The sequence below is a fragment of the Paenibacillus aurantius genome, assembly GCF_032268605.1.
GTDB classification, from domain to species: domain Bacteria; phylum Bacillota; class Bacilli; order Paenibacillales; family NBRC-103111; genus Paenibacillus_AO; species Paenibacillus_AO aurantius.
In genome coordinates this window covers 1555398-1581932 of sequence record NZ_CP130318.1, presented here as the reverse complement: position 1 = coordinate 1581932, position 26535 = coordinate 1555398, and the positions used below count along the sequence as shown (strand labels likewise).

Sequence of the window (26535 nt, the reverse complement as noted above, 5' to 3'; positions counted from 1 at the left end):
TGACAAGGTTGAAAAGAACCGCTTTTACGTTGATTTTCATTTTTCATCACCTCCTTCATGGAATATCCGGATGTCCCTATCCGCTTACGACCTCACCTGCTGCTGGTGTTGGTTCTTCCTTAGGATGTCTGGGCAGCAGAAGCTGCTGGATGAAGAAGAAAATGCCGATATTCATAACCACATCGCCGATACTGATAACTTGGCTGCGCGGATAAGGCTTGGTCAGCGGGATGATATCTCCCAGGAAGCCGAGATGAGTGGCCTCCGTCAGCGCCTGATGCTTTCCGTACAGGACGCCGTTCTTCAAAATCTCCACAAAATAAGGATCGAGAATCGAGGCGGCTTCGAGAGACACGGGCATTCTCCCCCCGTTTGCCGCGATAACGATGAAATTCAGGAGGACGCCGGCCGCAATGACCATAAACCCTGGCTGGTCCCGGTTGAGCCAAAGAAACAGCAGCCCGACCAGGTACACCCCGATAAACGAATAGGGACTGATCACCGCCACCCAGGCGTATCCGGATTGGAAATGGAAGACGGCCAGCTGCAGGACAAGCAGTCCGGGAAAGACCCACCCGTATTTCAAACGCAGACCGGCGAAGGAACGGAAACTCCCGCCCCGGAACAAAGCGACGATTAGGGAAATGAGGATGCCGTCGAAAACCATCGAATCTCTCCCGACTGGAATATTTTATAGAAGTAATTCGTCGGATTCTCGCTTATTCCTCTTTTTTGCGAGTCGAATCGCGAAAATTTTTTACAGATATTGGCGAACGCCAAAAAACCTTGACGCCAGAACGCCAAGGCCGCTAACGGCTTACTCCTTATTCTATTGAAGCTCTGCTGTGCCAATCCGCCAGGAATTCTTTAAGAGCGTCCCTCCAGGGGCGCAGCTCGGAAAATCCTCCTGCCCGGATGGCCAGGTGATCCAACACGGAGTAGGCCGGCCGGGGAGCAGGACGCGGAAACTCCTCCGTTCGGCAGGGAATTACCCGGGTCGGGAGCCCCGCCTCCTCGAAAACCGCCCTCGCCAGGTCGTACCAGGTGCAGGCCCCCGTATTCGACGCGTGATAGATGCCGTACTGCTCGGAGTCCACCAGGCTTCCGATAAATCGGACGAGGTCGGCCGTATAGGTCGGCGAACCGGTTTGGTCATGGACGACCTTCAGCTCGGGACGGCTTTTCGCGAGCTCGAGCATCGTTTTGACGAAATTCGAGCCGTGCCTGCCGTACACCCAGGACGTTCGGACGATGAAATAGCGTCCCGACAGGGCCTGGACGCTGCGCTCGCCGGCCAGCTTTGTTTTGCCGTATACGCTCGCCGGTCCCGTTTCGTCATATTCCTTGTACGGGGCCTCTCCGTTGCCGCTGAACACGTAATCCGTGCTGATGTAGCACAGCTTGGCTCCGATTTCACGCGCCGCGATGGTCATATTGGCCGTTCCCGTCACATTGACGCGATAGGCCTCCTCTTCGTCCGACTCCGCCTGGTCCACAGCCGTATAGGCCGCCGCATGGACAACCGCATCGGGAAGGAACTTCCGGGCGGCCGACCGGCAGCGGGCCAGGTCCGTAATGTTGAGGCCGTCCCGGTCCAAGCCGGATACCTCGTGGGTTTCCCCCAGAATGTCCACCAAATCCCGGCCGAGCTGGCCGCCCGCTCCCGTCACTAATATCCTCACGCGGGTCCCCCTTCCTCTCCGTGCCGGCTGGAGCCGTCGTCCCGGTAAGCCCCGGAAACGATACGCTCGAGCCACTCGGGGTGGGACCGGTACCAGCCGATGGTTTCCCGGATGCCCCTCTCGAAAGGATAGGCGGGGCTCCAGCCGAGCTCGTTTCGGATCTTGGAAGCATCGATGCCGTACCGGCGGTCATGACCCGGACGGTCCTCCACGAATGTGATCAGCGATTCGGGACGGCCGAGCTCCTCCAGAATGGTGCGGACGATTTGAAGGTTCGTGCGCTCGTTGTTCCCGCCGACGTTATAGACCTCCCCCGGTCTACCTCCATGCAAAACCAGATCGATGGCGCTGCAGTGGTCCTCCACATAGAGCCAATCCCTGACGTTAAGGCCATCCCCGTATACCGGCAGGGGCTCTCCCTTAACGGCACGGCTGATCATAAGCGGGATCAGCTTCTCCGGAAACTGGTAAGGGCCGTAGTTGTTCGAGCACCGGGTGATGACGGCCGGCAGCCCGAAGGTTTCCACGTAAGCCCGGACGAGCAGATCGGAGCCTGCTTTGCTCGCGGAATAGGGACTGTTCGGGGCGAGCGGCGTCTCCTCGGTGAACAGTCCCGTGTCCCCGAGGGAACCGTACACCTCATCCGTCGAAACATGGACGAAGCGGGACACCCCGTGCTTCCGGGCGGCTTCGAGCAGAACCTGGGTGCCGTTAACATTGGTTCGGACGAAGACTCCCGGGTCCTTGACGCTGCGGTCGACATGGGACTCGGCGGCAAAATGCACGACCGCATCAAGCCCTCCGCTGAATATCTCTTCCACCCGCCCCTCATCCGCAATATCCCCTTGGACAAAGGAATAGCCCTGATGGGCCCGGACTCCGGTCAGGTTGTCGGGATTGCCGGCATAGGTCAACAGGTCGTAGTTCACGATCCGGTATCCGGGATACCGGCGCAGCATATAGAGAATGAAGTTGCTGCCGATAAATCCGGCTCCTCCCGTTACAAGTAGCTTCATGGCTTAACGGCTCCTATTCAAAATGTAAATCCCGTCTCCCGCAGACGCGGAAGGGACCGGTCTTTGTCCGACATGAGCGGGTTCGCCACGGGCCAGTCGATCCCCAGGTCAGGATCGTCCCAAGCGATCCCCCTGTCATGCTCCGGGGAGTAATACTCATCTACTTTATACAGAAATTCCGTCCGGGGAACAAGGGTGCAGAACCCGTGGGCAAAACCTTTGGGCACCAGAAGCTGGCGCTTGTTGGAAGCGGTCAGAAGGAAGCCCGCCCAGCGGCCGAAGGTCGGGGACGACCGGCGCAAGTCGACGACCACGTCATACACGGCCCCGGCCGTCACCCGGACAAGCTTGGTCTGGGCTTTCGGGGGCAGCTGAAAGTGCAGCCCTCTCAATACTCCGGCCTTTTCCGACAAGGAGTGATTGTCCTGCACGAAGGCGAAGTCCCCGGCGACCGCCGCAAGAGCCGCCGCATGATAGGATTCCATAAAGAAGCCCCGGGAATCGGAATGGCAGACCGGCTCCAGCAGAAAGACGCCCTCCAAGGCACAGGGAATGGCTTTCATCCTTCGTTCCCCCTTCGCTTATAATCCCGAAACCACGGTAAAATGGTGGATGAGCCGGTTGACATCGGGATCGTCCGGCGCCAGAATCCCCAGCCCGTGATGGGACGCCACTCCATGAAAGGAAAGGGGAACGGAGCTCTGCTTAAGGAAATCTTCCACCGCGGTCCGCACTCCGTTCTTCGGCCCTCCTTCCCGCAGGGCATGATTCATCCCCTGGTTCACTCCCCCTTCTACCAGCTCCGATTGGCCCGGCATAATGCCTAGGGTGGAATACGGCTGGCGGTGCTTGCTCGGAATGGTGGAAGGATTGTAATAGAGGTCCCTTCTTCCATAAGGCCACTCGATATCATGCAGGAGAACGAGCGGGAAGCGCGGAAGCTTCTCGATGATTTTCAGCTCATGATACACGGTATACCAGTTATGGTCCCCGTCGATTAGAACGGCGTCCACCTCGCGAAGGGCCGGCAGCACCTCCAGGCTGAGGGCTTGAATAAACCGGTGATGTCCACCGTAACGCTTATTGAGCTTCTCGAAAGCGAAGTGGGACGCCGGATCGATAATGGTCAGCGTGCCCCCGACCTCGCTGCAGTAATCAAGCACCTTAACCGTATTATCGCCGGCCAAAGCCCCGATCTCGACAATGTGGCGAGGCGTAAACTGCTTAAACAACGGATATATGAGCGAATCCCAAAAACGGTGCATCGTGGTCCCCCTGTCTTAAGCGAGATCTTCAGGCAGAGATCGGCGCCTGCCTCCTTAACGTTTTTTGGCCGGGAAAACGGCCGGGTATCGATAAGGATTGGTCATTATCCGCAGCCTGGCATGAAGCCACGGCTTACCCGGACGGCTTCGGCGCAGCTTACGAAAGGTCAGGCCGAAAAAATGAACAGCCAGCTGACGCTGGCACCGGCTGATCGCATCCAGATTGTCCCGGATATGAACGGCAAGCGGATCGGACGCGGCGGAGCAGTCCGCCGCACTGGTCAGAATCCGGGCCAGTGCCTTCTGGCTTTCGGCAAGCGACTCCAGAATGTCCAGCTTGATCCGGTTCTCCCGGCCCCGCCCGCTCATTTGTCGCCGCCTCCGAAATCAAACATGCCGCCTGAGCCTCCTCCGCTTGAGCCCCCTTCCGATTCCTTGCCCGTTTCGAGCAGAACCTTAAGGTTGCGGGCCAAGCCCCGCTCCATCTTGGTAATGCCGTCTATCACTTCGATCAATTGAGTATGAAATTCGAGCGTGAAGGCGGAAACCCCGTCATGGTCCTGAAAGCCGGAATGGTCCACGTGCCTGTTCAGCCAATGCTTCGTCTTCTCCGCTTCCATCACTTTCGCTTCCAGAATGCCGGCGACATGGGCCTGCATGTCGGCCGTCGCCTCCAGCAGCTTTAAATAGGCATGCTCCCTTTTCACCTTCCGGGCCTCCTTCAGGCGCTCCTGTCCGCTCCGCCTTCCGGGACAGGGCGCCAGGCTTTATTCTTGTTCTTCGGGCTCTCTCAATTCCTTGATCGCCGGCTCGAGCATGTCGGCAATGGCGTCCTCCAGGTCGGCCAGGCTGTTCAAGTAAGCCGCGATGTTTTTGGTATGGTCTCCGGAATGCTTGATGATTCCCTCCAAGCCGCCCAGAGTGGGCCCGTGGCCGGGAATGTCGCAAACCATATCCGCCATTTTGCCTATTTTATGCCGCTCGGCTTCCAGCAGCCGGGCCAGCTGCTGCTGGGAGACGACCAACTGCCGAATGATTTTGGTAAGATGATGCTCCACGATAGTTGCTCCTCCTGTCTCACAGCCTGGGGGATTCTACTGTCTTGTCATAAACCGCTATAGCGATCCAATAATCACTATATGCAGCAGCGGGAGGATGTGGTTCCGGCTCGCCGCGAAATGGGATCGGTCTCCTTTCAGCTCCTTACGGTCAAGAAGCTTCGGCCAGCCCTTCGGGGCCGGGTTCCTTCCGGTGTCCTTCTTCATATCCGATTTGGAAGCCTTCTTCATAGCCTTTTTTAAAGCCTTTGCTGTAAGCCTCCTTCTTCTTTTTGCGCCGTTTCGCCTTTTCACGTGCGCGTTCCCTCGCTTTGCGCTCTGTCCGCCGTTTCCTGCGGCGCTCGGCTGCCTTGTCTCTTTTCTTGCTGTCGGCATGGGGAGAGCTCGAACTCTTCGTGAGCCCCGTTCTCCGTTTAGTCTGATTAGCCTGGCGTTCCGCCCGTTTGCTGCTCCGCTTGCGTTCCACGCTTCATCCCTCCTTAAGAACGGGTGATCCGTTCGAGTATGGTCCGGATCCGATCCGAGTAAGTATGCTCGAGCATCGTGCGCCGGAATCCGTTCAGGGCGGCTCTTCTCCGTTCCTCCTCATGGGTGAGGTAGTATTCGATCTTCTCGGCGAGCTCTTGCGGGGTGGAGTACGTGGCGATTTCCTGCCCATCCTGGTAGTACTGGGGGAGATCCTCCCGGATGTCCGACAGCTGGAACGCTCCTGTTCCGGCGATTTCAAACGTGCGGGGATTAACCGACAAGGCCGGGATGCCCCGGTGGTTAAAGGTCTGCTTCTTCTCGACAGCCGCCCGGTGCAGGTTGATGACGATCTTGGCGCCGTTGTAATAGCTCGACGTTTCCTCCGGCGAAAGCCAGCTTCCCCGTTTCAGCTTATCTTTGCGTATTTTGGACTTCAGCAGCTTGTAGTTCTTCAGCCGGTTCCACCACCAGCCGGAGAGAACCAGATTCTTGGTCGAAAGATAACGCGCCACCTGATCGATAAAAGCAAGCCGGTTCCCGAAGGCCGTTCCGATAAAGCAAACGTCCGAAAGATAAGAGATGTCCGGCTTGCGCGGATAGTAGACGGAAGGGTCGGCCGGTACGGACAGAAAATGGACATTCGGGCAGCCGAGCGACTGGTACAGCTCCACGCAATTGCGCTCTTGGGTAAAGATGTAGTCGTAATGAGGAGCAAGGCCCGCCGTCCAGTCGGTAAAATACGGATCGTCCACGAACCAGACGGCCGTGGCGGTTCCTCCCCGGCGAATCTCGTCAAGCTGGCCAAGGGGAAGGTTGAACCCGTTCAGCACGAACAGGAGATCCGGCTTCCAGGCCGCGGCTTCTGCCGCCACATTCCCGAAGGCCGAGCATTCCCGCACCTCCTGAACCTGCCCGCGCAGCGCCCCTACAATCCCCTGGTCGAGGGCGGTATAAGGCACGCCTACTCCGGGCGAGACGTAGAGCACCTTCAGGTTCAGGCGGGGAAACGCCTTCCCTTCCAGCTCCCGGGTAATGGCGGCGCACCCTCCAAGCCGGATTCCCTGCTCCCGGCCCGCCAGGAGACCGTCCTTCCTCCCTGCTTCCCGGTAACGGGTGAGTCCGGCTGATTTACGGTTGACTTTCATCGGAGAACCCCCCCACCGCTTCCAGCAGGCGCTGCAGCCGGCTGGCGTACGTATGCTCCTGAAGCGTCCTGATGAGAGCCCGGCGGGCCATCTCGTTCCGTTCATCTTCATGCTTCAGGTAATACTGGATTTTATCCCCTAATTCTTCAGCGGATCCGTAGGTTTCGATCTCCAAGCCTGGTGTGTAGCATGAGGGGAGATCAGCCCTCCGGTCGATCAGCTGCAGCACGCCGCAGCCGCTGATTTCGAAGGTACGGGGATTGACCGACAGGGCCTCGACGCCTCTCCGGTTGAAATTGATCCGCTTGTCGTCGGAGGCCCGGTGCTGGTTAATGACCATTCGGGCCCCGCTGTAGTAAAGGGCCGTCTCTTCGGGAGACAGCCAGCCGTCGGTTCTCAGGTGGTCCCGGTATTTCCCGTATCCCTTCATCCGGCGCCACCAAAGACCCGAAATGAGCCAGCGCTTGCCCTCGAGACGGGGAGCGAGCTTATGGAACAGGCGGATTCGGTTGGAGAAGGCGTTGCCGATGAAACAGACGTCCGTATGATGACGGGCCCCGCTTCTCCTCGGATGAAACGTCTTCGGGTTCATGCCGAGCGGCAAATACCGGACGTCTTCGCAGCCAAGACCTCGATAGAAAGGGACACAGCCCAGATCCTGGGTAAAGACATGGCGGTATTGAGGGGCAATACGGACGGTCCAGTCGGTATAGTAAGGATCGTCGGTAAACCAAACCGCGGTCCGCAGGCCGAGGCTTCGCATCAGTGCAGCCTGCTTGACCGGAAGCTTAATCCCGCTTAGAACGAGCACAAGATCCGGCCCGAAGCGGACGGCTTCCGCTGCCGTTTCCCGGCTTGGCGCGATAACACCGAGCTCCCGCACCATGCCGCCCAGCGCATCGATGACGGCGGAATCCAGGCTGGAATACGGTTCTTCCATGCCGGATGTGACGTACAGGACCCGCCAATCCGAGCGGATGACGGCTGGCGGAGTGATTGGTCCAGTCACGGCTTCCAACCGGGCTAGTCTTCTGCCCATCTCCTCTCCCGCCTGCCGCCCCTGCCTTAGGCCGAGCTCATGAGCGCGGGCGGCCCTCCGCACCTGCCGGCTTCCGTCTTTGCTTCTCCCCATGCTTCAGCCTCCCCATACCGCGAACAGGAGCTCCGCCATGCGGTGAAGATACGTATGCCGGGAGCGCGTCCGGACCAAGCCCCGGACGGCAAGCTCGAGCCGCTCCTCATCCCGGGACAGGTAGTAGTCCAGCTTCGCCGCCAAATCCTCCGGATTGCGGTAGGTGACCAGGTCCTGGCCGCCGGTATACATCCGGTGAAGCTCCTCCCGGTCGTCAGTCAGCTGCAGCACCCCGCAGCCGCTGATTTCGAACGTCCGCGGATTGATCGACAAGGCGGGAATTCCCCGGCTGTTGATCGTTTCTTCCGCGCTGTCCTCCCGGTGCAGGTTGATGACGATTTTGGCCCCGTTGTAATACTTGGCCGTCTCCTCCGCCGACAGCCAGGTGCCTTCCCGCAGCTTATCCTGCCGGATGCTGCTCTTCAGCAGGCCGTAGCGCGCCAGGCGATCCCAATACCAGCCGGAGATGAACACTTTCTTCCCCGCCAGGTAAGGGGCCAGCCGGTCAAAGAACGCCCGGCGGTTCGCAAACGCCGTCCCGATGAAGCAAACATCCGACCGGTAGGCCGGCTCCACCCTTCTCGGGTAATAGACGGCCGGATGAACCGCAAGCGGAAGATAGAAGACCCGGGGAGATCCCGCCTCCTGAAAAGGGGAGACACAGCTGATTTCATTGGTAAACACGTAGTCGTAATGAGCAGCCAGCTGCACATCCCAATCCATCCGGTAAGGATCGTCGAGAAACCATACGGCGGTAAGAATCCCCATGTCCCGGAGGCGATCAGCCTGCTCCACCGGGAAGCGGGTTGCGTTCAGCACCAGCACCAGGTCGGGACGTAGGCGGGTAGCAAGCCCGGCGATCTCTTCCGTCGCGCTCACCGACGTGACGTCCCGGACCAACCGGCGCAGCGCCGCCTCTATTCCGCTGTCGATCGCCTCGAAGCCTTCCCGGACATACAGCACATGGACATCCCGGCCATTCACCGGCGTTTCGGGGATGTGGGTGAGAGCTCCTTCGCAGCGGCCGAGACGGAACCCGTCGGCACGGCCTGCTCTCCTTCCGTGCCGGCGCCCCCGCTTCCATTGATGGCGTATGGCGTTCATCGGTCTCCCTCCTTGCGGTTAGTGGATCGACAGGGCCTCGGCGGTCCTCTGAAGCTCGCCATCCCAATCGGAATGTTCCTGCCGGATGTACTCCAACGCTCGTGTCGTAATTCTTTCGCGCAGTTCCCGATTGGTAACGGCATGATATAGCGATTCATACAGGCAGGTGGCGGTCGGCTCCGAGAGAAGGCAGTTCTCCCCGTGCCGGAACAGCCAATGGTTCCACTCGTTGTTGTTCGTCACCACCAGGCTTCCGCAAGCCATCAGCTCCAGGGGCGGATAGGAGGGATGCCGGGTGGACATCAGAGCGAGACCGGCCCGGCAGGTCCGGTACAGCTGACCGGTCTGCTCGTAAGGAAGCATACCCAGATGGCGGACAATGCCCTGAAGACCATACCGGGTAACGTCCCATTCGGCCCCCGCGCTCACGATGTCGACCTTCCCCCCTAAGGTTTCCTTCAGCTTCCTCAAGGCGGCCGCCGCCAGCTCGAAGCAGTTTCGCGCGGTACCGGGACGGGCATAGAAGAACAGCCGGCCCGGGGACTGCGCCTCCCGGAGCGCCGGATCCGGGTAGAAAATCGCCCGGTTCACCGCCGGAGTAAAGGCCGCCCCCCGGCCGCCGTGCTCCTCGTAGCTTGCCAGAAGTGCTGGGGTGTTGCAGATGCCGTCAAAGCCGAACCGGTAGGTGGCCATCACCTGGGAGCTGGTGGAGCCGGAAGGGTAGAAATAAGGTTCGTAGTCCTGCATAAAGTACAGCTTCCGGCGGACCCGGTTGAATTTGAGCAGAGAATAGGCGGTGGTCCACAGCGTACAGATTCCGAGATCATGGTCGGGCAGTCCGTCGAACCGGTAAATATTCGGCAGCGGATAGACGGGATTGCCGGCAAGGCCCGGGAACGCTTTTTGGATGGATGCCGCAATCGGGCTGGTGTCCTTCGTTCCTACGATCGCAAAGGAGCTGCGGATGCCGTACCTTTTTTGAAGGAAGTCGGCAAACCGGAGGATGGTATGCATCCCTCCATAGAAGGGGGTTTCGAAGTAGGGCAGGAACCACAAGGCGGTCCGGTAAGGTCCATGCGGCGCCTGGGAGCCGGCCGCCAGGCTCGCCCTCAGCTCGTCAGGAGTAAAGTCGTAAGCATGGGCAAACACGGTGGCCTCGTACATATAACGATCCGTCGTTCCGGGCGGAATGGACCGGATAAGCCGGTACTTTTTCTTCAGCTTCGCATATTTCCTCTGCATTTTCTTAAACCGGGCCTGCAGTTTCCCCCGCCCGCCTGACGAGCCGCGCGATCGGCTTTTGGTACGGGAGCCTCTTGAGGATGTCTTTCGGACGGCTGTCGCTCCCTGCCTTTTGGCCAAGGGCATGGGCTCACCTCCTATTGGTCTATGTCTAACAGACGGGCCGCCGCTTCGTGAATGGAACGGTGGGTTCCGGCATCGGTCCACCATCCGTTTAGAACGCCGTAGTGGAGCGTACCTTCCACTGCGTAAATATTGTTGACATCCGTAATTTCGAGCTCTCCCCGGTCGGATGGCCGAATCCGCTTAATCACGTCAAACACCCCGTAATCATACATATAAATACCGGTGACGGAGTAACGGCTTTTGGGGGTTTTGGGCTTCTCTTCTATAAAAAGAATCTGACCGTTCAACAGGACCGGGACGCCGTACCGGCGGGGATTGTCGACCTCCTTCAGCATGACGCGGGCTCCTCCGCCCTGCCTTTCGTATTCCGAGAGCTGATCCTTCAAAGAGTCTTCAAAGAGGTTATCCCCGAGAAGGACGACGAAGTTCTCCCCCGGCCGGATGAAGCCGTCCGCCAGGGAAAGGGCCTGGGCAATCCCGCCCGCTTCCTCCTGGATCCGGTAGGTAAGGCTTACCCCCCACTCCGAGCCCGTTCCCAAGTAATCGATGAACCGGCCGGCGCTGTGTTTGCCGATCACGAGGATGATTTCCTTAATCCCGGCTTCCGCCAGCTTCCGGATGCCGTAATGGATCATCGGATATTTCCCCACAGGCAGCAAATGCTTGTTGAGCAGGCTAGTCGCGGGGTGCAGCCTGGTTCCCTTCCCTCCAGCCAGTATGACTCCTTTCAATGGACTACCCTTCTTTCTGTATGAATTGGCGCGGATCCAGATCCCACTTTTTGATGAACGCATCGCGGTTCCGATGTACGATTTGACCGAGCCTTTTCTTGTCCAGCTTAGAGAAGCTCGCGCTTCCGTGATGGTGGACCGACACATCCCCCGCCAGCATTAACCGGTAGCCGGCTCTTCTGGCGCGGTAGCAATAATCATCATCCTCGTAATGTCCGGGAGAGAATCGCTCGTCAAGCACTCCGATCTTCTCCATCAGCTCCCGCTTGAACAAAAGGCACAGGCCGACGAGACGCTCCACCTGCTGCCATTGCCCGGGGTCGGAAGCGCGGGCCGCCGCCAGCGCATGATACTGCTCCAGATCCGCATAGTCGGCGGGCCGCTGCTGAATCCCGCTCACGATGTTGGAGCAGGGCCCGACGATGCCGATCGTTTCGTCGCTGTACAAGCAGGCCAGCATGTTCTCAAGCCAATGGTGCGTCACCACAATGTCGTTATTCAGGAGAAGCAGAGCGTCCCCCGTTGCTATTCGCAGTCCCAGATTGCAGGCGGCAGGGAAGCCTTTGTTCACGGGCAGGGAGACGAACCGGATCTTCTCCTGGCGGCAAAACTTTACCGTGCCGTCTTCAGAGCCGTTATCGACTACGATTAACTCGTATGGCTCCGGGGTATAAGCCCTTATAGCCGTTATGCATTCGATCAATAGCTCCAGTCCGTTATAGGTCGGGATGATAATGCTCGTCTTCGGTAAATCCGTCATCTCCCCACCTCCGCATATTCGCGTCTTCTCATGTGGTCTTTGTAGTGCAGACGGCTCCCGCTCTTATGAAGGGCCCGATGCAGGGCCTCCAGGTGATCGCCGGCAATAAGCCGGGACACGGGATTAAGATGACCGGAATTGGAGGCTCTTCTCCGGTTTCCCCGGATAATGTTGACGCTGGCCGGAGCTTTAATTCGAAGACCGGACTGTATGGCGATTACCTGGGCCAAGGGAGGTACAGCCAAAGCAGCCGCTCCGATTCGTTCCAGCGCCTTTCGGGAAAGCGCATGGGGGACGGCGGTGAGGGAATTGGCCATAAGGTCCGGACGACCGAGGGCGCGGTTCACAAATTCCTTTACCGTGGAAACGGCGTCCCTGCGGCTAAATGGCCGGAGGTACGGCGTAATGTCGTTAAGGGCCACATCCGCTCCTTTTTCAATCTCTTCGACGAAGTGCAGCAGCTTCTCCGCACGAATCGGCAAGTCCCCGTCTGCAAAAAGCAAAATATCCGACGTGGATACCCTTGCCCCTATAGCCCGGCCCACATCATGACCCAAGGGCTCTTCATAATGAAGAATCGTTACCCCGGCACGGTGCTTCCTGATCTTCTCGAAACTTCCGTCGGTGCTTCCGTTTACGACGGCGATGATTTCATGAAAGGGCAGCCGGTCCAGTTCGTTTAGTACCCGCTCCACCGTTTTTTTTTCATTTCGTATGCATAGCACGATCCCGACCTTGCCTCTACCCGGAAAAGGAAGCCAGGGACGGTACCGTTCTCCACTCTCCTTGCAGAAGCCACGGAAGAATCTTCGCGCCAGTTGTCGGGACGACTCTCTTGACAACGTTCGGGTTCTCCTTCCCTTCCATTCGTTCCAATAGCGGTTCATGACCGCCTTCGGGGTTTCATGGCCGAGCCGTTCCTTTATGAATTTGGCCCCGTAGCGCCGGCCTGCCCGGTAAGCGCGGACAGCCATCGAAAGCTTTCTTCTGCCCCTTCCCCCAGAGGATCTCCTCCTCACCTTCCCGCTGCTCCCCTTCATTTCACCATCTCCCTCAGCCGATTCAGATCGGTCAAATCTCCCCGCGGGTTCGTATGGCGAAGCAGGTAATCAATGGCTTCCAGATGGTCCCCGATAATAAGGGCAGTCAGCGGATCTTTACGGCCTCTCGATTTGCGCGGATTGGTCTTTCCTACGTCATAATATCGGACCGCCCGAATGGTCAACCCTTTATGCGCGGCAATGGCCTGGGCTTTGGGCGGGACCGCCAGATGTTCGAAGCCTATCGTTTCGGCCGCCTTGCGGCTCATTGCGTGCGGAATGGCCGTCAGAGAAGCCCCCTTCAGCTTGGGCATGGACAAAAAGGCATTCAAGGCATGCTTGGCAAGAATGACCCCGTGCACTTTTTTCCTTCCTCTCGGGCCGTTGTATTTGTTTAAAGCAACATCCGTCCCCTTCTCTACAGCCCGAACCAGATGACGCAGGGAAGAACCCGGCAGCAAGATATCCCCATCCGTAAAAAGCAGAATGTCTCCCTTGGCTTCTTTAGCCCCAATGCTCCGTCCCACATCGTGGCCAAGCGGCTTGTCAAACGTAATAACCCGGGCCCCCATCTTTCGCGCCAAACGGCCCGAGCCGTCGGTTGATCCGTTTAAGACGACGATGACCTCGGTATTCTTGTTCACCTTGCGGGCTTCCCGGATAACGGAAGCCAGCGTCCGGGCCTCATTCATGACGGGAATGATGACGGAAACCTTGGGCTTGGAGGGATTCGTCAGGTCGGTCCGGGCCTTATTACTCCTGCTTGTGCGCGGTAACGCCATATTTACCACCTCCCGGATTTGTGCCTTGGTTTAACCCATTGTATGTACCGGAGCCCTATGTGCAACGGCATTCGTACAGGTCATCCGGGCTAGAATGGAAAAACGGGAAAAACGCCTGCTTGGGCAGGCGTCGTTTCCTTAGGATGGGATGGAATGCGAAACCAATTGTATTCCTTACAAAGGGAGGAGGGAGAAGGAGTCGGGCAATCCCGCCTGATGGTTATTTGCCGGGGGACACCCCGATGGAGATCCAGGTCAGGATGGCTTCAAAATCCGGACTAAACCGGGCGCGGATGACTTCAATGATCGCTCTCTCCGGCTCGCGGGCTTTGAGGACGGCATAGCAGGAAGGGTGGCTCGTCATCGCTGTAATGGCATACTCCGCATCGGGATAAGCCTTTCCGAACGGAATAGCGATTTCGATCCTCTCGTCCTGTGCCAGAAAACGGAACGGCTGAACGCCGAACTGCTGCAGGCTGCCCGCCTGTGCATCGATGGTCCTTACCGCGGCGGCTAGAGCTTTAGCCGAGGCTTTCGACGGCCGCGCTGCAGGCTCTGCCTGCGGCCGAACCAGAAGCTCGGGGGCCAGATGATGCGCCTGGATCGAGCCCGGCGCCAGCTGGCGGGAGCCGACCGCAGAGTCGGCCAGCTTCGCGGCCGTAATCGAAGCGTCGGACAATGCGGCTTCGGTCACCGATCCAGGGGCCAGCTTCGTGGCGGTCACCGAGGCCTCAGCCAGAGCAGCTTCCGTAACGGAACCCGATGCCAGCTTCGTGGCCGTTACCGAAGCCTTCGCCAGAGCGGCTTCCATTACGGAGCCCGATGCCAGCTTCGCGGCCGTCACCGAAGCCTTTGCCAGAGCGGCTTCCGTTACAGAACCCGATGCCAGCTTCGCGGCCGTTACGGACTTTTCCGCCAGCTTCGCTTCGGTGACCGATCCGTCTGCCAGCTTGGATTCGCTGATCAACGCATCGGCAAGCTTCTCTTCGGTTACCGACTGGTCGGCCAGCTTCGAGGCGGTCACTGAGGCCTCAGCCAGAGCAGCTTCCGTAACGGAACCCCATGCCAGCTTCGTGGCCGTCACGGACTGATCCTCGAGCTTCGCTTCGGTTACCGATCCGTCCGCCAGCTTGGAGGCTATAACTGAGCCATCGGCCAGCTTAATTGTGGTCACGGCGGCATCCGTCAGCTTCGTCTCGGAAACGGACTGATACGCAAGCTTTTCTTCCGTTACGGCCCCGTCAACCAGCTTGGCTTCGGAAACCGAGCCATCCGTCAGCTTGGAAGCCGTCACGGAATCGTCGGATATAGCGGATTCCGTTACGGAGCCTAAAGCCAGCTTCGAGGCCGTCACGGACTGATCCTCGAGCTTCGCTTCGGTTACCGATCCGTCCGCCAGTTTGGAGGCTATAACCGAGCCATCGGCCAGCTTGATTGTGGTCACGGAGGCATCCGTCAGCTTCGTCTCAGAAACGGACTGATACGCAAGCTTTTCTTCCGTTACGGCCCCGTCAACCAGCTTGGCTTCGGAAACCGAGCCATCCGCCAGCTTGGAAGCCGTCACGGAATCGTCGGATATAGCGGATTCCGTGACGGAGCCGAAAGCCAGCTTCGAGGCCGTCACGGACTGATCCTCGAGCTTCGCTTCGGTCACCGAGCCGTCCGCCAGTTTGGAGGCTATAACTGAGCCATCGGCCAGCTTACTAACAGTGACAGACTGATCGGCCAGTTTGGACGTGTCAACGGAACGCTTTCCAATCTTATCGCCCGTCACGGAGTTATCCGCCAGCTTGTCGGCCGTCACGGCCATATCTTGAAGCTTATCGGTTCCCACCGAGGCACTTGCCAGCTTAGCGGCCTGAACGGCCTCGTCGGCGAGCTTCTCCGAGGTAACGGAAACCGCAGCCAGCTTATCCGTGTTGATGGAGAGATCCGCCAGCTTAGGTGAAGTGACAGAGCCGTTGTCAAGCTTATTGGTGGTCACGGAGAAATCCGCCAGCTTTGCTTCCGACACCTGCCCGTCGGCAAGCTTATCCTCGGTAACGGACCCATCCGCTATTTTCCCGCTGGTTACCGCGCTGTCGGCCAGCTTGGAGGCTTCTACCGACGCATCAACCAGCTTTACGCCGGTGATCGAGTCATCGGCCAGCTTGATGGCCGTTACCGACGCATCCGCCAGCTTCTCCGTGGTGACCGAAGCTTCGGCCAGCTTCTCTTCGGTCACGGAGCCTTCCGCCAGCTTGGAAGAATCAATGCATTCCTCCGCCAGCTTGGAGGCAATGACGGCTCCATCGGCAAGTTTTCCTGCCGTTACCGAGCTGTCGGCGAGTTTGTTTTCCAGAACGGAGCCGTTCACAAGCTTGGCATCGGTGACCGATCCGTCAGCAAGGGCGGGTGCCGTTACCGACGCATCCGCCAGCTTCTTCCGGGTCACCGACCCATCGGCCAGCTTCGTCTCCGTTACGGAGGCTTCCCCAAGTTTCTCCTCCGTCACGGCTTCGTCCGCGAGCTTCTCCGAGGAGATCTCTCCATCGGCCAGCTTGCCGCTCGTGACCGAACCATCGGCTAGCTTGCTGCTGTCCACGGCGCCGTCCTGAAGCTTAACGGACGTCACGGCACCGTCTCCCAGCTTCCCTTCGGTTACGGACCCGTCGGCCAGCTTCGCTTCCGTCACGGCGGAGTCGGCGATTTTGGGCTCCTTGACGGACGCGTCTACGAGTTTAACACTGGTGACGGCGGCATTCGCCAGCTTGGCGGCCGTCACGGCCCCATTCTCAATATGCTCCTCGCCGATGACTTCATGGGCAATCTGCTCGCTCCCGACGGCCCGCGGGCCGATATGGGCGTGCTCTACTGACCCGTTCGCCAGCTTAGAGGAAGTTACGGAGCCGTTCGCCAGGGTGGAATTGTCGATCATCAGCCCCCGGATCCGGGCGGCCTCGATGGTCGGATCTTCCAAATGCTCCAGCGTGATAGCGCCTTTGACCAGCTGATCGGAGCCGACAATCCCTGGTTGAAGATGGACGGCACTGATGGCCCCCGGAACCAGATGAGCCCCTTCCACCGAACCGGGGACCAGCTTCTCGGCTGTAATGGAGGCATCCGCCAGCTTAACGGTTGTCACGGCTCCATCTTGAAGCTTCCGGGCGGTCACGGCCTGATCGGCCAGATGCTTCTCCCCCACGGACTCGCGGGTGAGGTGCAGAGAGGTGACAGCCTCAGACGTAAGGTGAGCCCCGCTGACCGCCTGATCCGCCAGCTTCTCGGCCGTTACCGAGCCGATCGCCAGATGGTCGGTTTTCACCTCACCATTCTTCAGCTGCATCCGGTCGAGGCACGATTCGGATAAATGCTCGGGCGCAATGGTTCCCACTCCGATGTGGACACCCATGACGGCTCCCGGCTGGATATGCCTTCCTTGGACAGCCCCCGGCTTGAGGTGCTTGCCGGTGATCAGCTCCACGTCAAGCTTATCGCTCTTGACGCTTCCCGGAGCGAGCTTCTGTGCCGTCACGGAGGAATCCTTCAGCTGAGGGGTGCCGACCGCCTGGTCCTGAAGCTGCTCCGAACCGACGGCCTGGGAGGCCAGATGCTTAGAGCCTACGGCTCCGGGAGACAGATGCCCGGCTCCCACGCTCTGAGGACCGAGCTTCTGCCCGGTTACCGCCCCATCGGCCAGCTGCTGGCTGCCTACGTTGAGCGGCTTGATCTTGCTCCCGGCTACGGCCCCTTCGGCCAGCTTATCCGTCGTCACCGACCCTCGGTCCAAGTGAAAGGTTTTGATGATCTCGGCCGGCAGATGGTAACCCCGGATCGTTTCCGGCAGAATATGCCGGCTTTCAATCAGCTCTTCCGCCAGCTTTTCTCCCGTCACGGAGCCGGGGGCGAGCTTCTCGGCCGTCACGGCTTCATCGCGCAAATTCTCCCGTCCGACCGACCGGGCCTGAAGCTGCTCAAAGCCTATGGATTGCGCCGCCAGGTGCCGCGTCTGAACCGAATTGGCCGACAGGCTTTCCGCGGTGACCGAAGCTTTCTTCAGGTGCTCAGAGGAAACGGAGTCCGGGGCGAGGGCAGCCGATTCGACAGAAGCGTCAGCCAGCTTCCCTGCGGTGACGGAGCCTTTGGCCAGATGGCGCGCTTGAACGCTACCCGCGGCCAGCTTGGAGCCGGTTACCCCTCCTTCGGCCAGATGCTCGCTGCCTACGGCTTCTTCCGCTATCTGCATAGAGGTAACCGAATGCCAGGCCAGCTTCTCCGTCGTAACGGAGCCGGTCTGAAGAACGGCGGCGGATACGGATTCGTTCTTCAGATGCTCGGCACCGACCGCTCCCGCAGAGAGATGCTGGGAGTGGACCGCTCCATCGGCCAGATGCTCCGGCATCACGCTGCGTCCCGTTAAATGCGAGGCTCCTACACTTCTACGCGCGAGATGCTCGCCTTGGACGGCTTCTTCCTCCAGATGAGCCGGACCGATGCTCCCCGGCTTGATCTTCTCTCCGGTAACAGCGCCGTCGCGGATTTTGTCCGAGGTGACCGCTCCATTCGTCAGCTTCGCGGAATTTACGGCATTCTGGCCAAGATGAAGGGACTGGATCGTCCCGCTCTTGATCTTCTCTCCGCTCACCGCCTGGTCCTGAATCAGCTCGTTCGATATGCTGTCCGGATGCAGATGGCGGGCCAGAATGGAGCCGTCGGCGATTTTCACGGAATCGATGGTCTTGTCGGCAAGCTTCTCCGAGGTAATGCTGTTATCGGCCAGTTTGTCTCCAGTTATGGACCGGTCTTTCAGCTTGGCGCCGGTAAACGAAATATCGGCAATGTGCCTTTCCTCCACCGCGCCCGGGGCGATTTTGCTGCCCGTCACGCTTCCGTCCTTCAGCTTCTCCTTCTCTACGGAGTAATCATCCAGCTCGTTAGGACCGATGCTTCCGGGCTTGATCTTGGAACGGTCTACGGCGAACGGCGCGAGCTTCTCCGTCGTGATGCCCGCATCCACGATATCGTCCGTGAAGATGACGGCCACGGGACCAAGCTCCGCCCGGCGTTCCTCCAGAATCTCCGGAGCCTTCGATTCCTCCGGTTCGGCAGGGAAGACTTCTTCCCGGCTTGCCTCAACCTTAGGCTCCTCGGCCAAGTCAGGCTCGGGCGCGGCCGGCCTTTCAGACAGCTCGATCCGATGCAGTGAAACCGGATCTTCTTTGGATACGGGTCTATCGGGTGCGGCCGGCTTGGCTGGCTTCACTTTTCTTTCCTCAATCCAATTCAATTCCAGCGTGTTGGCGTCGTATAAGGTGCCCCGGTTCCGGTTCTTTTTCAACCCGCCAGGGGAACCATTGCGTTTTTTCATGCGCTTGCCCCTTTCTGCCTAGAAAACTAGTCATTTGTAACATATGCATTCACCCAGTTCCGGGTCCCGGCCCAGCCAAAAATAGTTGAAAGCCCAAATGTTTCCCTGCCCGGCCCTCTGTCTCGTCTTCGAGCGAGGGGGCTTGTCCGCCGGCTCACCGCCTCCGGCCAAACCAAAAAACCTTCGCCGCTAAAGCGAAGGCTGCCTACTACAGCATCCCGAGAAGAGCTTGGGCAAATGCCTCCTGGCGTTTATAAGACGGCAGGGCCACATAGCGGGGATACCGCCAATCGTACATCCGGATGGCCCGCACCAGCGGGTACGGCAAAACCAGGAGCGCATAAAGCACAAAGCGTTCGTCAGGACCGAGCGGTCTTTTGCGGTCATACTCCGCTATGGCGGTCATCATTCCATCTGCGTTCCACGGGCAGTTGCGGTGGAGAATATGGGCGAGATCCATTATGCGGACGTTCAGCGAGGCGTTCTCCATATCGATGAGATGAAGCCGGCGGGAACGGTCCAATACAACATTGGGGTAATTGTAATCCCCATGAACGAACGCCCCCGCTTTCCGCTCCGTGGCCATTAAACGTTCGACTGCAGGGTCGGCGAGCAGCTCCTCCCCCCTCTCGCAGTAACGGAGGAAGCCATTGAGCTCCGGATATGTGGTTATTTCCTTACGGTATTCGGCAGGCAGCCGGAGCATCTGGTCGTAACGGACCCGGTTGCTTGGGGCCCCTTCGACATCATAGCCCTCGGCTTGGTTGTGAAACTTGGCCAGCGTCCGCAAGCCTTTCCGGAAGTGGGAGGGATTACGGTAATTCGGATGCCTTCCCTTTACCCAATTGGTCAGAAGCCAGTATTTCCCCCGGTGACACGTCCACAGCTTATCCCCTTCCGGGGCCGCAAGCCGCGGGGTGTACCGGTACCCTTTGCCCGTAAGAAACAAATTGATGCGCGCAAGAAAGGCGACCTCTTCCTCCGGAAACGAAAATGGCTTGTAGCAGTAGTCCTTTCCATCGGTTCCGGTGATCCGGTAAACGTCCCTTACCCTTCTCTTCTTCTTGATGCGGAAGCCGAATTCGCTCCGGAACGCTGACATCAGCGGCATGCCGTTTCCTCCTTATCCTTCGGCCCAATAATCCAGCCATCGCACCGCCAGCAGCCGCTCCTCCCAGGTAGCATCCAGAATGGCCAGCATGGAAGCATCGGGTTGGCCTGCTTTGGCGCGCGAACAAACATACCAGGCCTCTCTAGGCAGCCGGTAGAGGGCGCTGATCAGCCGGCGTTCCGTCTTCTTCAAAGGCCGAATCTCCTCGTACCCTTTCAGAAGGGCCTTCATCCGGCCGGGATGAAAGCCTGCGGTATTGGTGAGGGTCTTGACCAGATCGTAGTAGCTCGAGCCCCTTTCCATCGAGTCCCAGTCAATGATCGAGACCTTTCCTCCTGTCACGATGACATTGGGGCGTGTGACGTCCCGGTGGACGAGCGGCGGGGCCTTTCTCTCCCCTCTCAGCAGGGCCTTGACCTTTTGCTTCTGCAGACAAGCCATTGCTTGGAGACCCAGTTCCCGGCAGCGGCTGCCGTTCTCCCGAAACCAGCGGCCGGCCGAATGGTCCTGGCTCCGGACGAACCGCATATTCCGGCCAAAGGACGTGTGCTGCCTTCTGATCTCCTTAAGAAGGGATCTAGGGGCCGGCGGCAAATTCAGGCGCCGCGACAAGGTATGAAGCCGGGCCAGCACCCGGCCAAGCTTCCTCAAGTGGGATAGGCGTCCGTCCAGCTTGCTGCCGTGAACCCATGGCGTTACATAGTACATCCGCCCTTTCGCGCTTACCCAGAGCTTTCCGGACACGGTTCTTTTCCACAGGGGCATGCCGCGGAATCCTAATTTGCCCAAGCGGGCGGAATAGGAGGCGAGCTGCCGGATTCGGCGGCGGCTGCCTTTGAAGGGCTTGATCATCAGAGCGCCCCGTTCCGTTTCCGCCCGGTAAGCGGCCAGTCCATGATAAGCGGAGCGGTAGGCCTTGAGGGAATGAATTTTCCATCTATAGGCGCGTTCGATTGTTCTGAAAACGGATTTCCGCTTCTTTAGATGGGACATCCGTCTTTCTCCTCCCTTCCCGGAGCGAATGCTGAATCCAATTCCGAATCCCCTGACCACAGAAGGCATTCGGCAGTGAAAAGGATCGGTTTCCAATAGTGTATACAGCGCCAAGGAATTACGTTCGCAGGAGAAGGGCGGGGAAACGAAACAGGCTTCCGCCTTGCCGGGACTTTCGATCCATGCCAAAAACCCGGACCTCCGCTTGGGAGCGGAAATACGGGTTCATAAGAATAGAGGACTGATTTGGATTACGCTTCCATTTTATCCTTTCACAGAACCGACGAGGGCTCCTTTGGCAAAATATTTTTGCAGGAACGGGTAAACCAGCAGAATGGGCACGGTCGCGATGACGATAACGGCCATCTTGACGGTCTGCTCCGGCGGCTGGACGAAATCGTTCGCCGTATCCGCGCTGATCCCGCTCGCCACGAGAACAATCTGGCGGAGCAGCACCTGCAGCGGCCATTTCTCCGCATCGTTAATATAGAGGATCGCGCTCTGGTAAGAGTTCCAGAAATAAACCGCGTAGAAGAGCGAGATGGTGGCAATCACCGCCATGGAAAGAGGCAGAACAATGCGGAACAGGGTTCCGAAATCGCTGCATCCGTCAATCCGCGCCGATTCCTCGATCCCGTCCGGCAGGTTCATGAAGAAGCTCCGCATGATCACCAGGTTGAAGGCACTGACGGCGTTAGGAATGATCAACGCCCAATAAGAATTGATGAGGCCGAGCTCCTTGACGACTAGGAAGGTCGGGATCAGTCCTCCGCTGAACAGCATCGTGAAGACGATCAGGAAGTTGATGACCTTGCGGCCGTCCAGATCGCGTCTCGTCAAGCCGTACGCCATCAGGGAGGTGGTGAACATGCTGACCGCCGTCCCGACGATGGTAATGCCGGCCGATACCCCGAGCGCCTTGAAGACCGCGCCCGTGGAGAGCACGTACCGGTAGGCCACGAGCGTAAAAGTTTCGGGAATGAGGATAAACGGCTTCCTTGCCATTTCCTCTACGGTGGCGAACGAGCTCATGACTACGTGCATGATCGGAAGAAAGACCACAAGAGCGACGAGCAGAAGCAGCAAATAGTTGAAGATGTCGAATAGCCGGCTGCCCGCTGTTTTGTCCTTTACCATCTCAATACACCCCTTCCTCGCCGAACCGGCGGGCCAGCCAGTTGGAAAGCATGACCAGCGCGAGCCCGATAAAAGATTTGAAGAAGCCGACCGCCGTCGTATAGCTGTACTGCCCCTGCTGGACGCCTGCCGTAAACACATACGTGTCAAAGATATCCATCACTTGACGGTTCATGGAATTGATTAGCAGAAAAACGTGCTCGAAGCTGTGGTCCATGACGCTTCCGATCCGGAGGATAAGCAGCACGATTACGACGCTTCGGATGGCCGGAAAGGTGATGTGCCAAATTTGCCGGAACCGACCGGCGCCGTCCATGCGGGCCGCCTCGTACAGCCCGGGATCGATGGAAGCGATCGCCGCGAGGTACACGATGGTTCCCCAGCCGGCTTCCCTCCAGATCGTCTGCAGAATATAGAGAGGACGGGAATACGCCGAATCGAGCAGGAAATTGATTTCCCCGAAGCCGAAATAGCGCAGCATTTCATTGACGATGCCCCCGTCCAGGGTAAGCATAACGAACGAGATCGATACGACGATCACCCACGACAGAAAATGAGGGATATAGACGATCGTCTGGACGATTCTCTTGAAGAAAGGATGGGCCACTTCGTTCAGCATGATGGCAAGCACGATCGGAACCGGAGTATAGAACACGATATTTAACAGAAAGAGACTGAGCGTATTGCGAAAGATCCCCCAGAAATCGGGGTCCGTAAAGAGCCGGTTAAACTGCTTGAAGCCGACCCATGGACTGTGCAGAATTCCCTGGAAGGGAACATAGTCTTGAAAGGAGATGATCAGACCCCACATCGGCAAATATTTGAAGACAAGAAAATAAATCAGACCCGGCAGGATCATGAGATACATATACCGGTTGCGCACCACCCTCCGCTTCCATGCACTTCGGGTACGGGGGGCTTGGGCGATTCGGTTGGCGGCCGTCACGGTCTTCATTCCCCATTCCTCCTCCTCTCGGATGGAAGGGAAGGCCCGGCGGGGACCTTCCTTTCTCCGTCCTTCTCCTTATTTGCCCTTGGCATACTCCGCGTTGTATTCCGAAATGATCTGGGCCCCACCTTGGTCCTGCCACTTCTTGATGACGTCCTGGAAGCCCTTCTCATCGATCTTGCCCAGAATGAACTGATACGTGCCGTCCTTGATGATATCCTGCAGCCGGTTGCCCTTCTCGATCGCCGTCTTAGAAGCAAGCGGAGCGGCCGGATCGGCAATGGCGAACTTCTCGGCGGCCTTGACCAGCGTATTAGCCTTCTCCATCACCGGGAGCGTATAGAACGAGGGGGTGATGTTCGTGGTGTCAGCCAGCGCCATTCCCAGGTACGGGGTGGCTTCCTTTTCGAGCTTTTTGACGTCGCTGTCCGGAACCACCTTCCCGTCCTTCTTCGTATAATGCTTGCCTTCGATTCCGTACTTGAGAAGGTCGGCCACCTCCGGGTCAAAGAACTTGTCGAACACCGCCAGCAGCTTCTTCAGGTCGGCCTCGGTTTTCACCGACGATTTCGGGAACAGCATCAGCGAGCCGTAACCCGGCAGCGACCAAAGCCCCGGCTTCCCATCCGGGCCGTTGATGGTATTCGTGACGTCAAATTGGGCCCCCGGCACGTTCTTCACCGTCTTCTCCTGCATGGTCTTGACGTCCGGCATGTTGCCGATGTAGACCCCGGCCTTGCCCGTGTACATCAGGTTCTGCTGGTCCGCCTTGCTCGTGACCGGGAAGTCCTTATTGATCAGCCCTTCGCTGTAGAGCTTCTTGAGGAATTTCATCGTGTCCAGGTACCCTTTGGTCATGAAGTCGGGAACGAGCTTGCCGTTCTCCACGCCCCAGTTGTTCGGGGTTCCGAACCAGGAGCTCAGCGCCTTGAAGGAACCGTAGACGAGATCGTTCCTGTCGGCGAGCCCGATGGTGTTTCCGCCTCCGCCCAGATCCGCCTCCTTGAATTTCTTCAGCATGGTATAGAGGTCGTCGGTTGTCTTCGGCTCGGCGATGCCGAGCTTATCTGCCCAATCCTTCCGGTAAATCACCCCGGAGCGGGCCAAATCCCTCTCCTGGTAGAGCGAGTAGATTTTGCCGTTGATCTTGGTATTGTTGAGCGTGTTCCCGTTCAGCTTGCTCAAATTTTTGTAATCCTTCAAATACGGGCCGACTTCCCAGAATTGGCCGCTTTCGATAGCACTGCGCACAAGCGCCACGGAAGCGGCGTTCTTCAGCCACGCCACCTGCGGAAGCGATCCGGTGGCGAGCGCCGCCTGGAACTTCTCGTCGTAGTTGCCGTCCGGCACCCATTGAACGGTGAATTTCGCATTGGTTTTCTCTTCCAGAGCTTTAAGCACTTCGTCGGAAGGCACCTCGGGCGTATGAAGATCGGCCATCATGGTGATCTTGAGGGGCGCATTATCCGATGGATTGGGGCTTGTGCCCGATCCGGAGGCGCCGCCTGTTTCCTTGCTCCCGCAGCCTGCCAAGGCCGAAGCGGCCAAGACGATGGCACTTGCCGTACTTGTCCATTTAACCAGCCGGTTGGTTGATACCATTGCTCGTTTCCCCCTTTGGGTAATGTGAACCTTACCCTTTGAGCCTACGTCCCGGCGTGGATGACGTAAACAATCATTCCCTCAGCAGAAGGGCAGCAAAGCCCTCCGTTCCGCGGTTTTCTAAGCGATCTGAGGTAATGATTATGCCTGTGATGCCATGAAAAAAGCCGCCGATCCGCGAGATCGGCGGCTTGCTTTATTTAGTGGCTTCCCCGGGCTTGGCCGCATGAGCCTGCGCCAGCTCTTCCATGACCTTGTCTCCGCCAGCCTGGCGCCACAGCTTCACTTGCTCCTCGAAGCCCTTGCGGTCCAGCTGGCCGAGAATGTAATGATACGTGGCATTCGTGATGATGTCCGATAATTCCGTCCCTTTCGCATCATACGTAGGAGAAGAGAGCCCGAGCATCGGATCGCGGATCAGATGCTTTCCATTGTCGTCGGTCAGCCTCTGGGCCAATACGACAAGCGGCTGCTGTCCTTTATCGCTGAGCCGGAGCAAGCCGGGATTGCTGATGTTCTGAATCATCAGGGAGTAGAACGGCAGCACGTTGGCGTTCCGGTCCTCGTTCATGCCTGGTTCGGGAGCGACCTTGCCTTCGATGACCTTGTAATGCTTGTCTTGAATGCCATACCGGAGGAAATTGGTCGGCCCGGGCTCCAGCATCCGGTCATAGACAGCCAGGATGCGCTTGAGCTCGCTCTCCGTCGGGATGGCCCGCTTGGAGAAGAGGAAGATGCCGCTGTAATCCGGAATGGACCAGATGCCGAAGCCTTGGGGCCCTTCGATGCGGTTGACGAGCGCGAGCTCGGCGTTGGGCTGGATGCGCTTCAGCTCGTCCTGCAGCCGGGGAGCGTCATCCATGGCCCCAACCATGACCCCCGATTGGCCCGTCAGGAAACGGTACCGCTGAATCTGCTTGCTCGTCACGGCAAAATCCCGGTTGATCAAGCCCTCGTCGTACAGCTTCTTCATGTAATCCATCGTATCGAGGTAAGCCCCCGTCATGAAATCCGGCTGCGGCCGTCCATTGGACAAGGTCCAGTTGTTGGGGGTCCCGAAGTACGAGGAGAAGGTTTTGAACGCCCCATAGATCAGGTCGTTCCGGTCCGTAAGCCCATAGGTGTCCGCCTTGCCGTTGCCGTCCGGATCGTCCTTCGTAAACCGGCTCAGCAGCGTATACAGCTCGTCCGTCGTCTCGGGAGGGCGGAGCCCAAGCTTATCCATCCAGTCCTTTCGGATGATGAGGCCCTGCCGGGAAGGCCACCTCTCCGAATACAATCCGTAGAGCTTCCCGTCTACCGCCGTCTGCCGGAGCACCTTCGGGTCCAGCTTGCTGAGATTGGGGTAAGCGTCCAGGAACGGGCCGATTTCCCAGAACATTTCGGAGCGAATGGCATTTTTGAGAAGATAATAATCGGATTCGTTGACCCCGGTCACCTTCTTCAGCGTATTCGTCTCCACCGCATTGAGCAGCTTCTCCCGGTAAATGTCGCTCGGCACCCAATCGATCTGCAGCTCCGCTCCGATCATCCGGTTGAAGATATCGAGCATCTCACGAGAAGGCTCGCTTGGTTGATGCAGCGTTACCATCAGGCTGATGGGTAAGGCATCCGTCCGCTCGGGATGGGTTCGTTCTTCCCCGGTGCAGCCGCTCAAAGCCAAGGCAAGAAGCCCGATCGCCACCTTTCCCGCTGCACCCAGAGCCGCTCCTGCCCTCATGCCATCCCCCGCCTCCTTCTCCATTGGCCGTTTGATATTACGCATTATACCTCAAGTTCCGCGTTGCCCCAACCCCTTACTCTTGTTACAATGTAAGCGATATCTCAACGGGAAAGGGGACACGG

General features: G+C 58.4%; 24 protein-coding genes. All 24 read right to left on the bottom strand.

What is annotated here, in order from left to right; translation table 11 throughout:
- Positions 1-76 precede the first annotated feature (76 nt).
- The 24 genes from MJA45_RS07640 to MJA45_RS07525 all read right to left on the bottom strand — a co-directional run bounded on the left by MJA45_RS07640 (position 77) and on the right by MJA45_RS07525 (position 26455).
- Positions 77-667: a DUF5317 domain-containing protein gene (locus tag MJA45_RS07640; RefSeq protein ID WP_315606675.1), complete on the bottom strand. Its 591-nt coding sequence runs from the start codon at positions 665-667 to the stop codon at positions 77-79.
- A 157-nt stretch (positions 668-824) separates the two neighbouring features.
- Positions 825-1682 carry a dTDP-4-dehydrorhamnose reductase gene (rfbD, locus tag MJA45_RS07635; protein WP_315606674.1) on the bottom strand — a complete coding sequence of 286 codons (858 nt, stop codon included), beginning with the start codon at positions 1680-1682 and terminating at the stop codon, positions 825-827.
- Positions 1679-2698, bottom strand: a complete 1020-nt coding sequence (gene rfbB, locus MJA45_RS07630) for a dTDP-glucose 4,6-dehydratase (protein WP_315606673.1) — start codon at positions 2696-2698, stop codon at positions 1679-1681. The genes rfbD and rfbB overlap by 4 nt, the downstream gene beginning before the upstream one ends.
- A 17-nt stretch (positions 2699-2715) precedes the next feature.
- The gene (gene rfbC / locus MJA45_RS07625; RefSeq protein WP_315606672.1) at positions 2716-3261 is read right to left on the bottom strand and encodes a dTDP-4-dehydrorhamnose 3,5-epimerase; all 546 of its coding nucleotides are present in this window, start codon (positions 3259-3261) and stop codon (positions 2716-2718) included.
- A gap of 18 nt (positions 3262-3279) precedes the next feature.
- Positions 3280-3963: a class I SAM-dependent methyltransferase gene (locus MJA45_RS07620; protein WP_315606671.1), complete on the bottom strand. Its 684-nt coding sequence runs from the start codon at positions 3961-3963 to the stop codon at positions 3280-3282.
- Between the two features lie 54 nt (positions 3964-4017).
- On the bottom strand, positions 4018-4332 hold the full coding sequence (locus tag MJA45_RS07615) for a hypothetical protein (protein ID WP_315606670.1): 315 nt from the start codon (positions 4330-4332) through the stop codon (positions 4018-4020).
- Positions 4329-4670, bottom strand: a complete 342-nt coding sequence (locus MJA45_RS07610) for an alpha-helical endospore appendage domain-containing protein (RefSeq protein ID WP_315606669.1) — start codon at positions 4668-4670, stop codon at positions 4329-4331. The genes MJA45_RS07615 and MJA45_RS07610 overlap by 4 nt, the downstream gene beginning before the upstream one ends.
- 60 nt (positions 4671-4730) lie before the next feature.
- Complete coding sequence (locus MJA45_RS07605) at positions 4731-5021, bottom strand: nucleoside-diphosphate sugar epimerase (protein WP_315606668.1); 291 nt, start codon at positions 5019-5021, stop codon at positions 4731-4733.
- Positions 5022-5172: 151 nt separating this feature from the next.
- Positions 5173-5487 (bottom strand): hypothetical protein, encoded by a 315-nt coding sequence (locus MJA45_RS07600; RefSeq protein WP_315606667.1) that lies wholly within the window; start codon positions 5485-5487, stop codon positions 5173-5175.
- Between the two features lie 13 nt (positions 5488-5500).
- On the bottom strand, positions 5501-6634 hold the full coding sequence (locus MJA45_RS07595) for a CgeB family protein (RefSeq protein ID WP_315606666.1): 1134 nt from the start codon (positions 6632-6634) through the stop codon (positions 5501-5503).
- Entirely contained in the window at positions 6618-7766 is a 1149-nt protein-coding gene (locus MJA45_RS07590) for a CgeB family protein (protein WP_315606665.1), read from the bottom strand. Before MJA45_RS07590 ends, MJA45_RS07595 begins: the two co-directional genes overlap by 17 nt.
- A 3-nt stretch (positions 7767-7769) precedes the next feature.
- The gene (locus tag MJA45_RS07585; protein WP_315606664.1) at positions 7770-8870 is read right to left on the bottom strand and encodes a CgeB family protein; all 1101 of its coding nucleotides are present in this window, start codon (positions 8868-8870) and stop codon (positions 7770-7772) included.
- Between the two features lie 18 nt (positions 8871-8888).
- Complete coding sequence (locus MJA45_RS07580; protein WP_315606663.1) at positions 8889-10238, bottom strand: glycosyltransferase family 4 protein; 1350 nt, start codon at positions 10236-10238, stop codon at positions 8889-8891.
- Positions 10239-10249: 11 nt separating this feature from the next.
- Positions 10250-10969 carry a sugar phosphate nucleotidyltransferase gene (locus MJA45_RS07575; protein WP_315606662.1) on the bottom strand — a complete coding sequence of 240 codons (720 nt, stop codon included), beginning with the start codon at positions 10967-10969 and terminating at the stop codon, positions 10250-10252.
- A 4-nt stretch (positions 10970-10973) separates the two neighbouring features.
- Positions 10974-11729: a glycosyltransferase family 2 protein gene (locus MJA45_RS07570; RefSeq protein ID WP_315606661.1), complete on the bottom strand. Its 756-nt coding sequence runs from the start codon at positions 11727-11729 to the stop codon at positions 10974-10976.
- Complete coding sequence (locus tag MJA45_RS07565) at positions 11726-12703, bottom strand: glycosyltransferase family 2 protein (protein ID WP_315606660.1); 978 nt, start codon at positions 12701-12703, stop codon at positions 11726-11728. The genes MJA45_RS07570 and MJA45_RS07565 overlap by 4 nt, the downstream gene beginning before the upstream one ends.
- 62 nt (positions 12704-12765) lie before the next feature.
- A complete protein-coding gene (locus tag MJA45_RS07560) occupies positions 12766-13551 on the bottom strand; it encodes a glycosyltransferase family 2 protein (RefSeq protein ID WP_315606659.1) in 786 nt (261 codons plus the stop codon).
- 220 nt (positions 13552-13771) lie between these two features.
- Positions 13772-18898 (bottom strand): WIAG-tail domain, encoded by a 5127-nt coding sequence (locus MJA45_RS07555; protein ID WP_315606658.1) that lies wholly within the window; start codon positions 18896-18898, stop codon positions 13772-13774.
- 208 nt (positions 18899-19106) lie between these two features.
- Complete coding sequence (locus tag MJA45_RS07550) at positions 19107-20009, bottom strand: phosphotransferase (RefSeq protein ID WP_315606657.1); 903 nt, start codon at positions 20007-20009, stop codon at positions 19107-19109.
- Positions 20010-20021: 12 nt separating this feature from the next.
- Complete coding sequence (locus MJA45_RS07545) at positions 20022-21002, bottom strand: phosphotransferase (protein WP_315606656.1); 981 nt, start codon at positions 21000-21002, stop codon at positions 20022-20024.
- 264 nt (positions 21003-21266) lie between these two features.
- A complete protein-coding gene (locus MJA45_RS07540; protein WP_315606655.1) occupies positions 21267-22139 on the bottom strand; it encodes a carbohydrate ABC transporter permease in 873 nt (290 codons plus the stop codon).
- 1 nt (position 22140) lies between these two features.
- Positions 22141-23094 carry an ABC transporter permease gene (locus MJA45_RS07535; protein WP_315606654.1) on the bottom strand — a complete coding sequence of 318 codons (954 nt, stop codon included), beginning with the start codon at positions 23092-23094 and terminating at the stop codon, positions 22141-22143.
- A gap of 69 nt (positions 23095-23163) precedes the next feature.
- The gene (locus tag MJA45_RS07530) at positions 23164-24690 is read right to left on the bottom strand and encodes an extracellular solute-binding protein (RefSeq protein ID WP_315606653.1); all 1527 of its coding nucleotides are present in this window, start codon (positions 24688-24690) and stop codon (positions 23164-23166) included.
- Between the two features lie 196 nt (positions 24691-24886).
- Positions 24887-26455 carry an extracellular solute-binding protein gene (locus MJA45_RS07525; RefSeq protein ID WP_315606652.1) on the bottom strand — a complete coding sequence of 523 codons (1569 nt, stop codon included), beginning with the start codon at positions 26453-26455 and terminating at the stop codon, positions 24887-24889.
- Between the last annotated feature and the right edge of the window lie 80 nt (positions 26456-26535).

Excerpts from the sequence above, each read along its gene's own strand:
- MJA45_RS07545 (WP_315606656.1), bottom strand. The coding sequence starts at position 21,002 with ATGTCCCATCTAAAGAAGCGGAAATCCGTTTTCAGAACAATCGAACGC.
- MJA45_RS07570 (WP_315606661.1), bottom strand. The coding sequence starts at position 11,729 with ATGACGGATTTACCGAAGACGAGCATTATCATCCCGACCTATAACGGA.
- rfbB (WP_315606673.1), bottom strand. The coding sequence starts at position 2,698 with ATGAAGCTACTTGTAACGGGAGGAGCCGGATTTATCGGCAGCAACTTC.
- MJA45_RS07565 (WP_315606660.1), bottom strand. The coding sequence starts at position 12,703 with ATGGCTGTCCGCGCTTACCGGGCAGGCCGGCGCTACGGGGCCAAATTC.
- MJA45_RS07615 (WP_315606670.1), bottom strand. The coding sequence starts at position 4,332 with ATGAGCGGGCGGGGCCGGGAGAACCGGATCAAGCTGGACATTCTGGAG.
- MJA45_RS07585 (WP_315606664.1), bottom strand. The coding sequence starts at position 8,870 with ATGAACGCCATACGCCATCAATGGAAGCGGGGGCGCCGGCACGGAAGG.
- MJA45_RS07580 (WP_315606663.1), bottom strand. The coding sequence starts at position 10,238 with ATGCCCTTGGCCAAAAGGCAGGGAGCGACAGCCGTCCGAAAGACATCC.
- MJA45_RS07550 (WP_315606657.1), bottom strand. The coding sequence starts at position 20,009 with ATGCCGCTGATGTCAGCGTTCCGGAGCGAATTCGGCTTCCGCATCAAG.
- MJA45_RS07530 (WP_315606653.1), bottom strand. The coding sequence starts at position 24,690 with ATGGTATCAACCAACCGGCTGGTTAAATGGACAAGTACGGCAAGTGCC.
- MJA45_RS07590 (WP_315606665.1), bottom strand. The coding sequence starts at position 7,766 with ATGGGGAGAAGCAAAGACGGAAGCCGGCAGGTGCGGAGGGCCGCCCGC.
- MJA45_RS07620 (WP_315606671.1), bottom strand. The coding sequence starts at position 3,963 with ATGCACCGTTTTTGGGATTCGCTCATATATCCGTTGTTTAAGCAGTTT.
- MJA45_RS07560 (WP_315606659.1), bottom strand. The coding sequence starts at position 13,551 with ATGGCGTTACCGCGCACAAGCAGGAGTAATAAGGCCCGGACCGACCTG.
- MJA45_RS07595 (WP_315606666.1), bottom strand. The coding sequence starts at position 6,634 with ATGAAAGTCAACCGTAAATCAGCCGGACTCACCCGTTACCGGGAAGCA.
- MJA45_RS07640 (WP_315606675.1), bottom strand. The coding sequence starts at position 667 with ATGGTTTTCGACGGCATCCTCATTTCCCTAATCGTCGCTTTGTTCCGG.
- MJA45_RS07540 (WP_315606655.1), bottom strand. The coding sequence starts at position 22,139 with ATGGTAAAGGACAAAACAGCGGGCAGCCGGCTATTCGACATCTTCAAC.
- MJA45_RS07525 (WP_315606652.1), bottom strand. The coding sequence starts at position 26,455 with ATGCGTAATATCAAACGGCCAATGGAGAAGGAGGCGGGGGATGGCATG.
- MJA45_RS07555 (WP_315606658.1), bottom strand. The coding sequence starts at position 18,898 with ATGAAAAAACGCAATGGTTCCCCTGGCGGGTTGAAAAAGAACCGGAAC.
- MJA45_RS07535 (WP_315606654.1), bottom strand. The coding sequence starts at position 23,094 with ATGAAGACCGTGACGGCCGCCAACCGAATCGCCCAAGCCCCCCGTACC.
- rfbC (WP_315606672.1), bottom strand. The coding sequence starts at position 3,261 with ATGAAAGCCATTCCCTGTGCCTTGGAGGGCGTCTTTCTGCTGGAGCCG.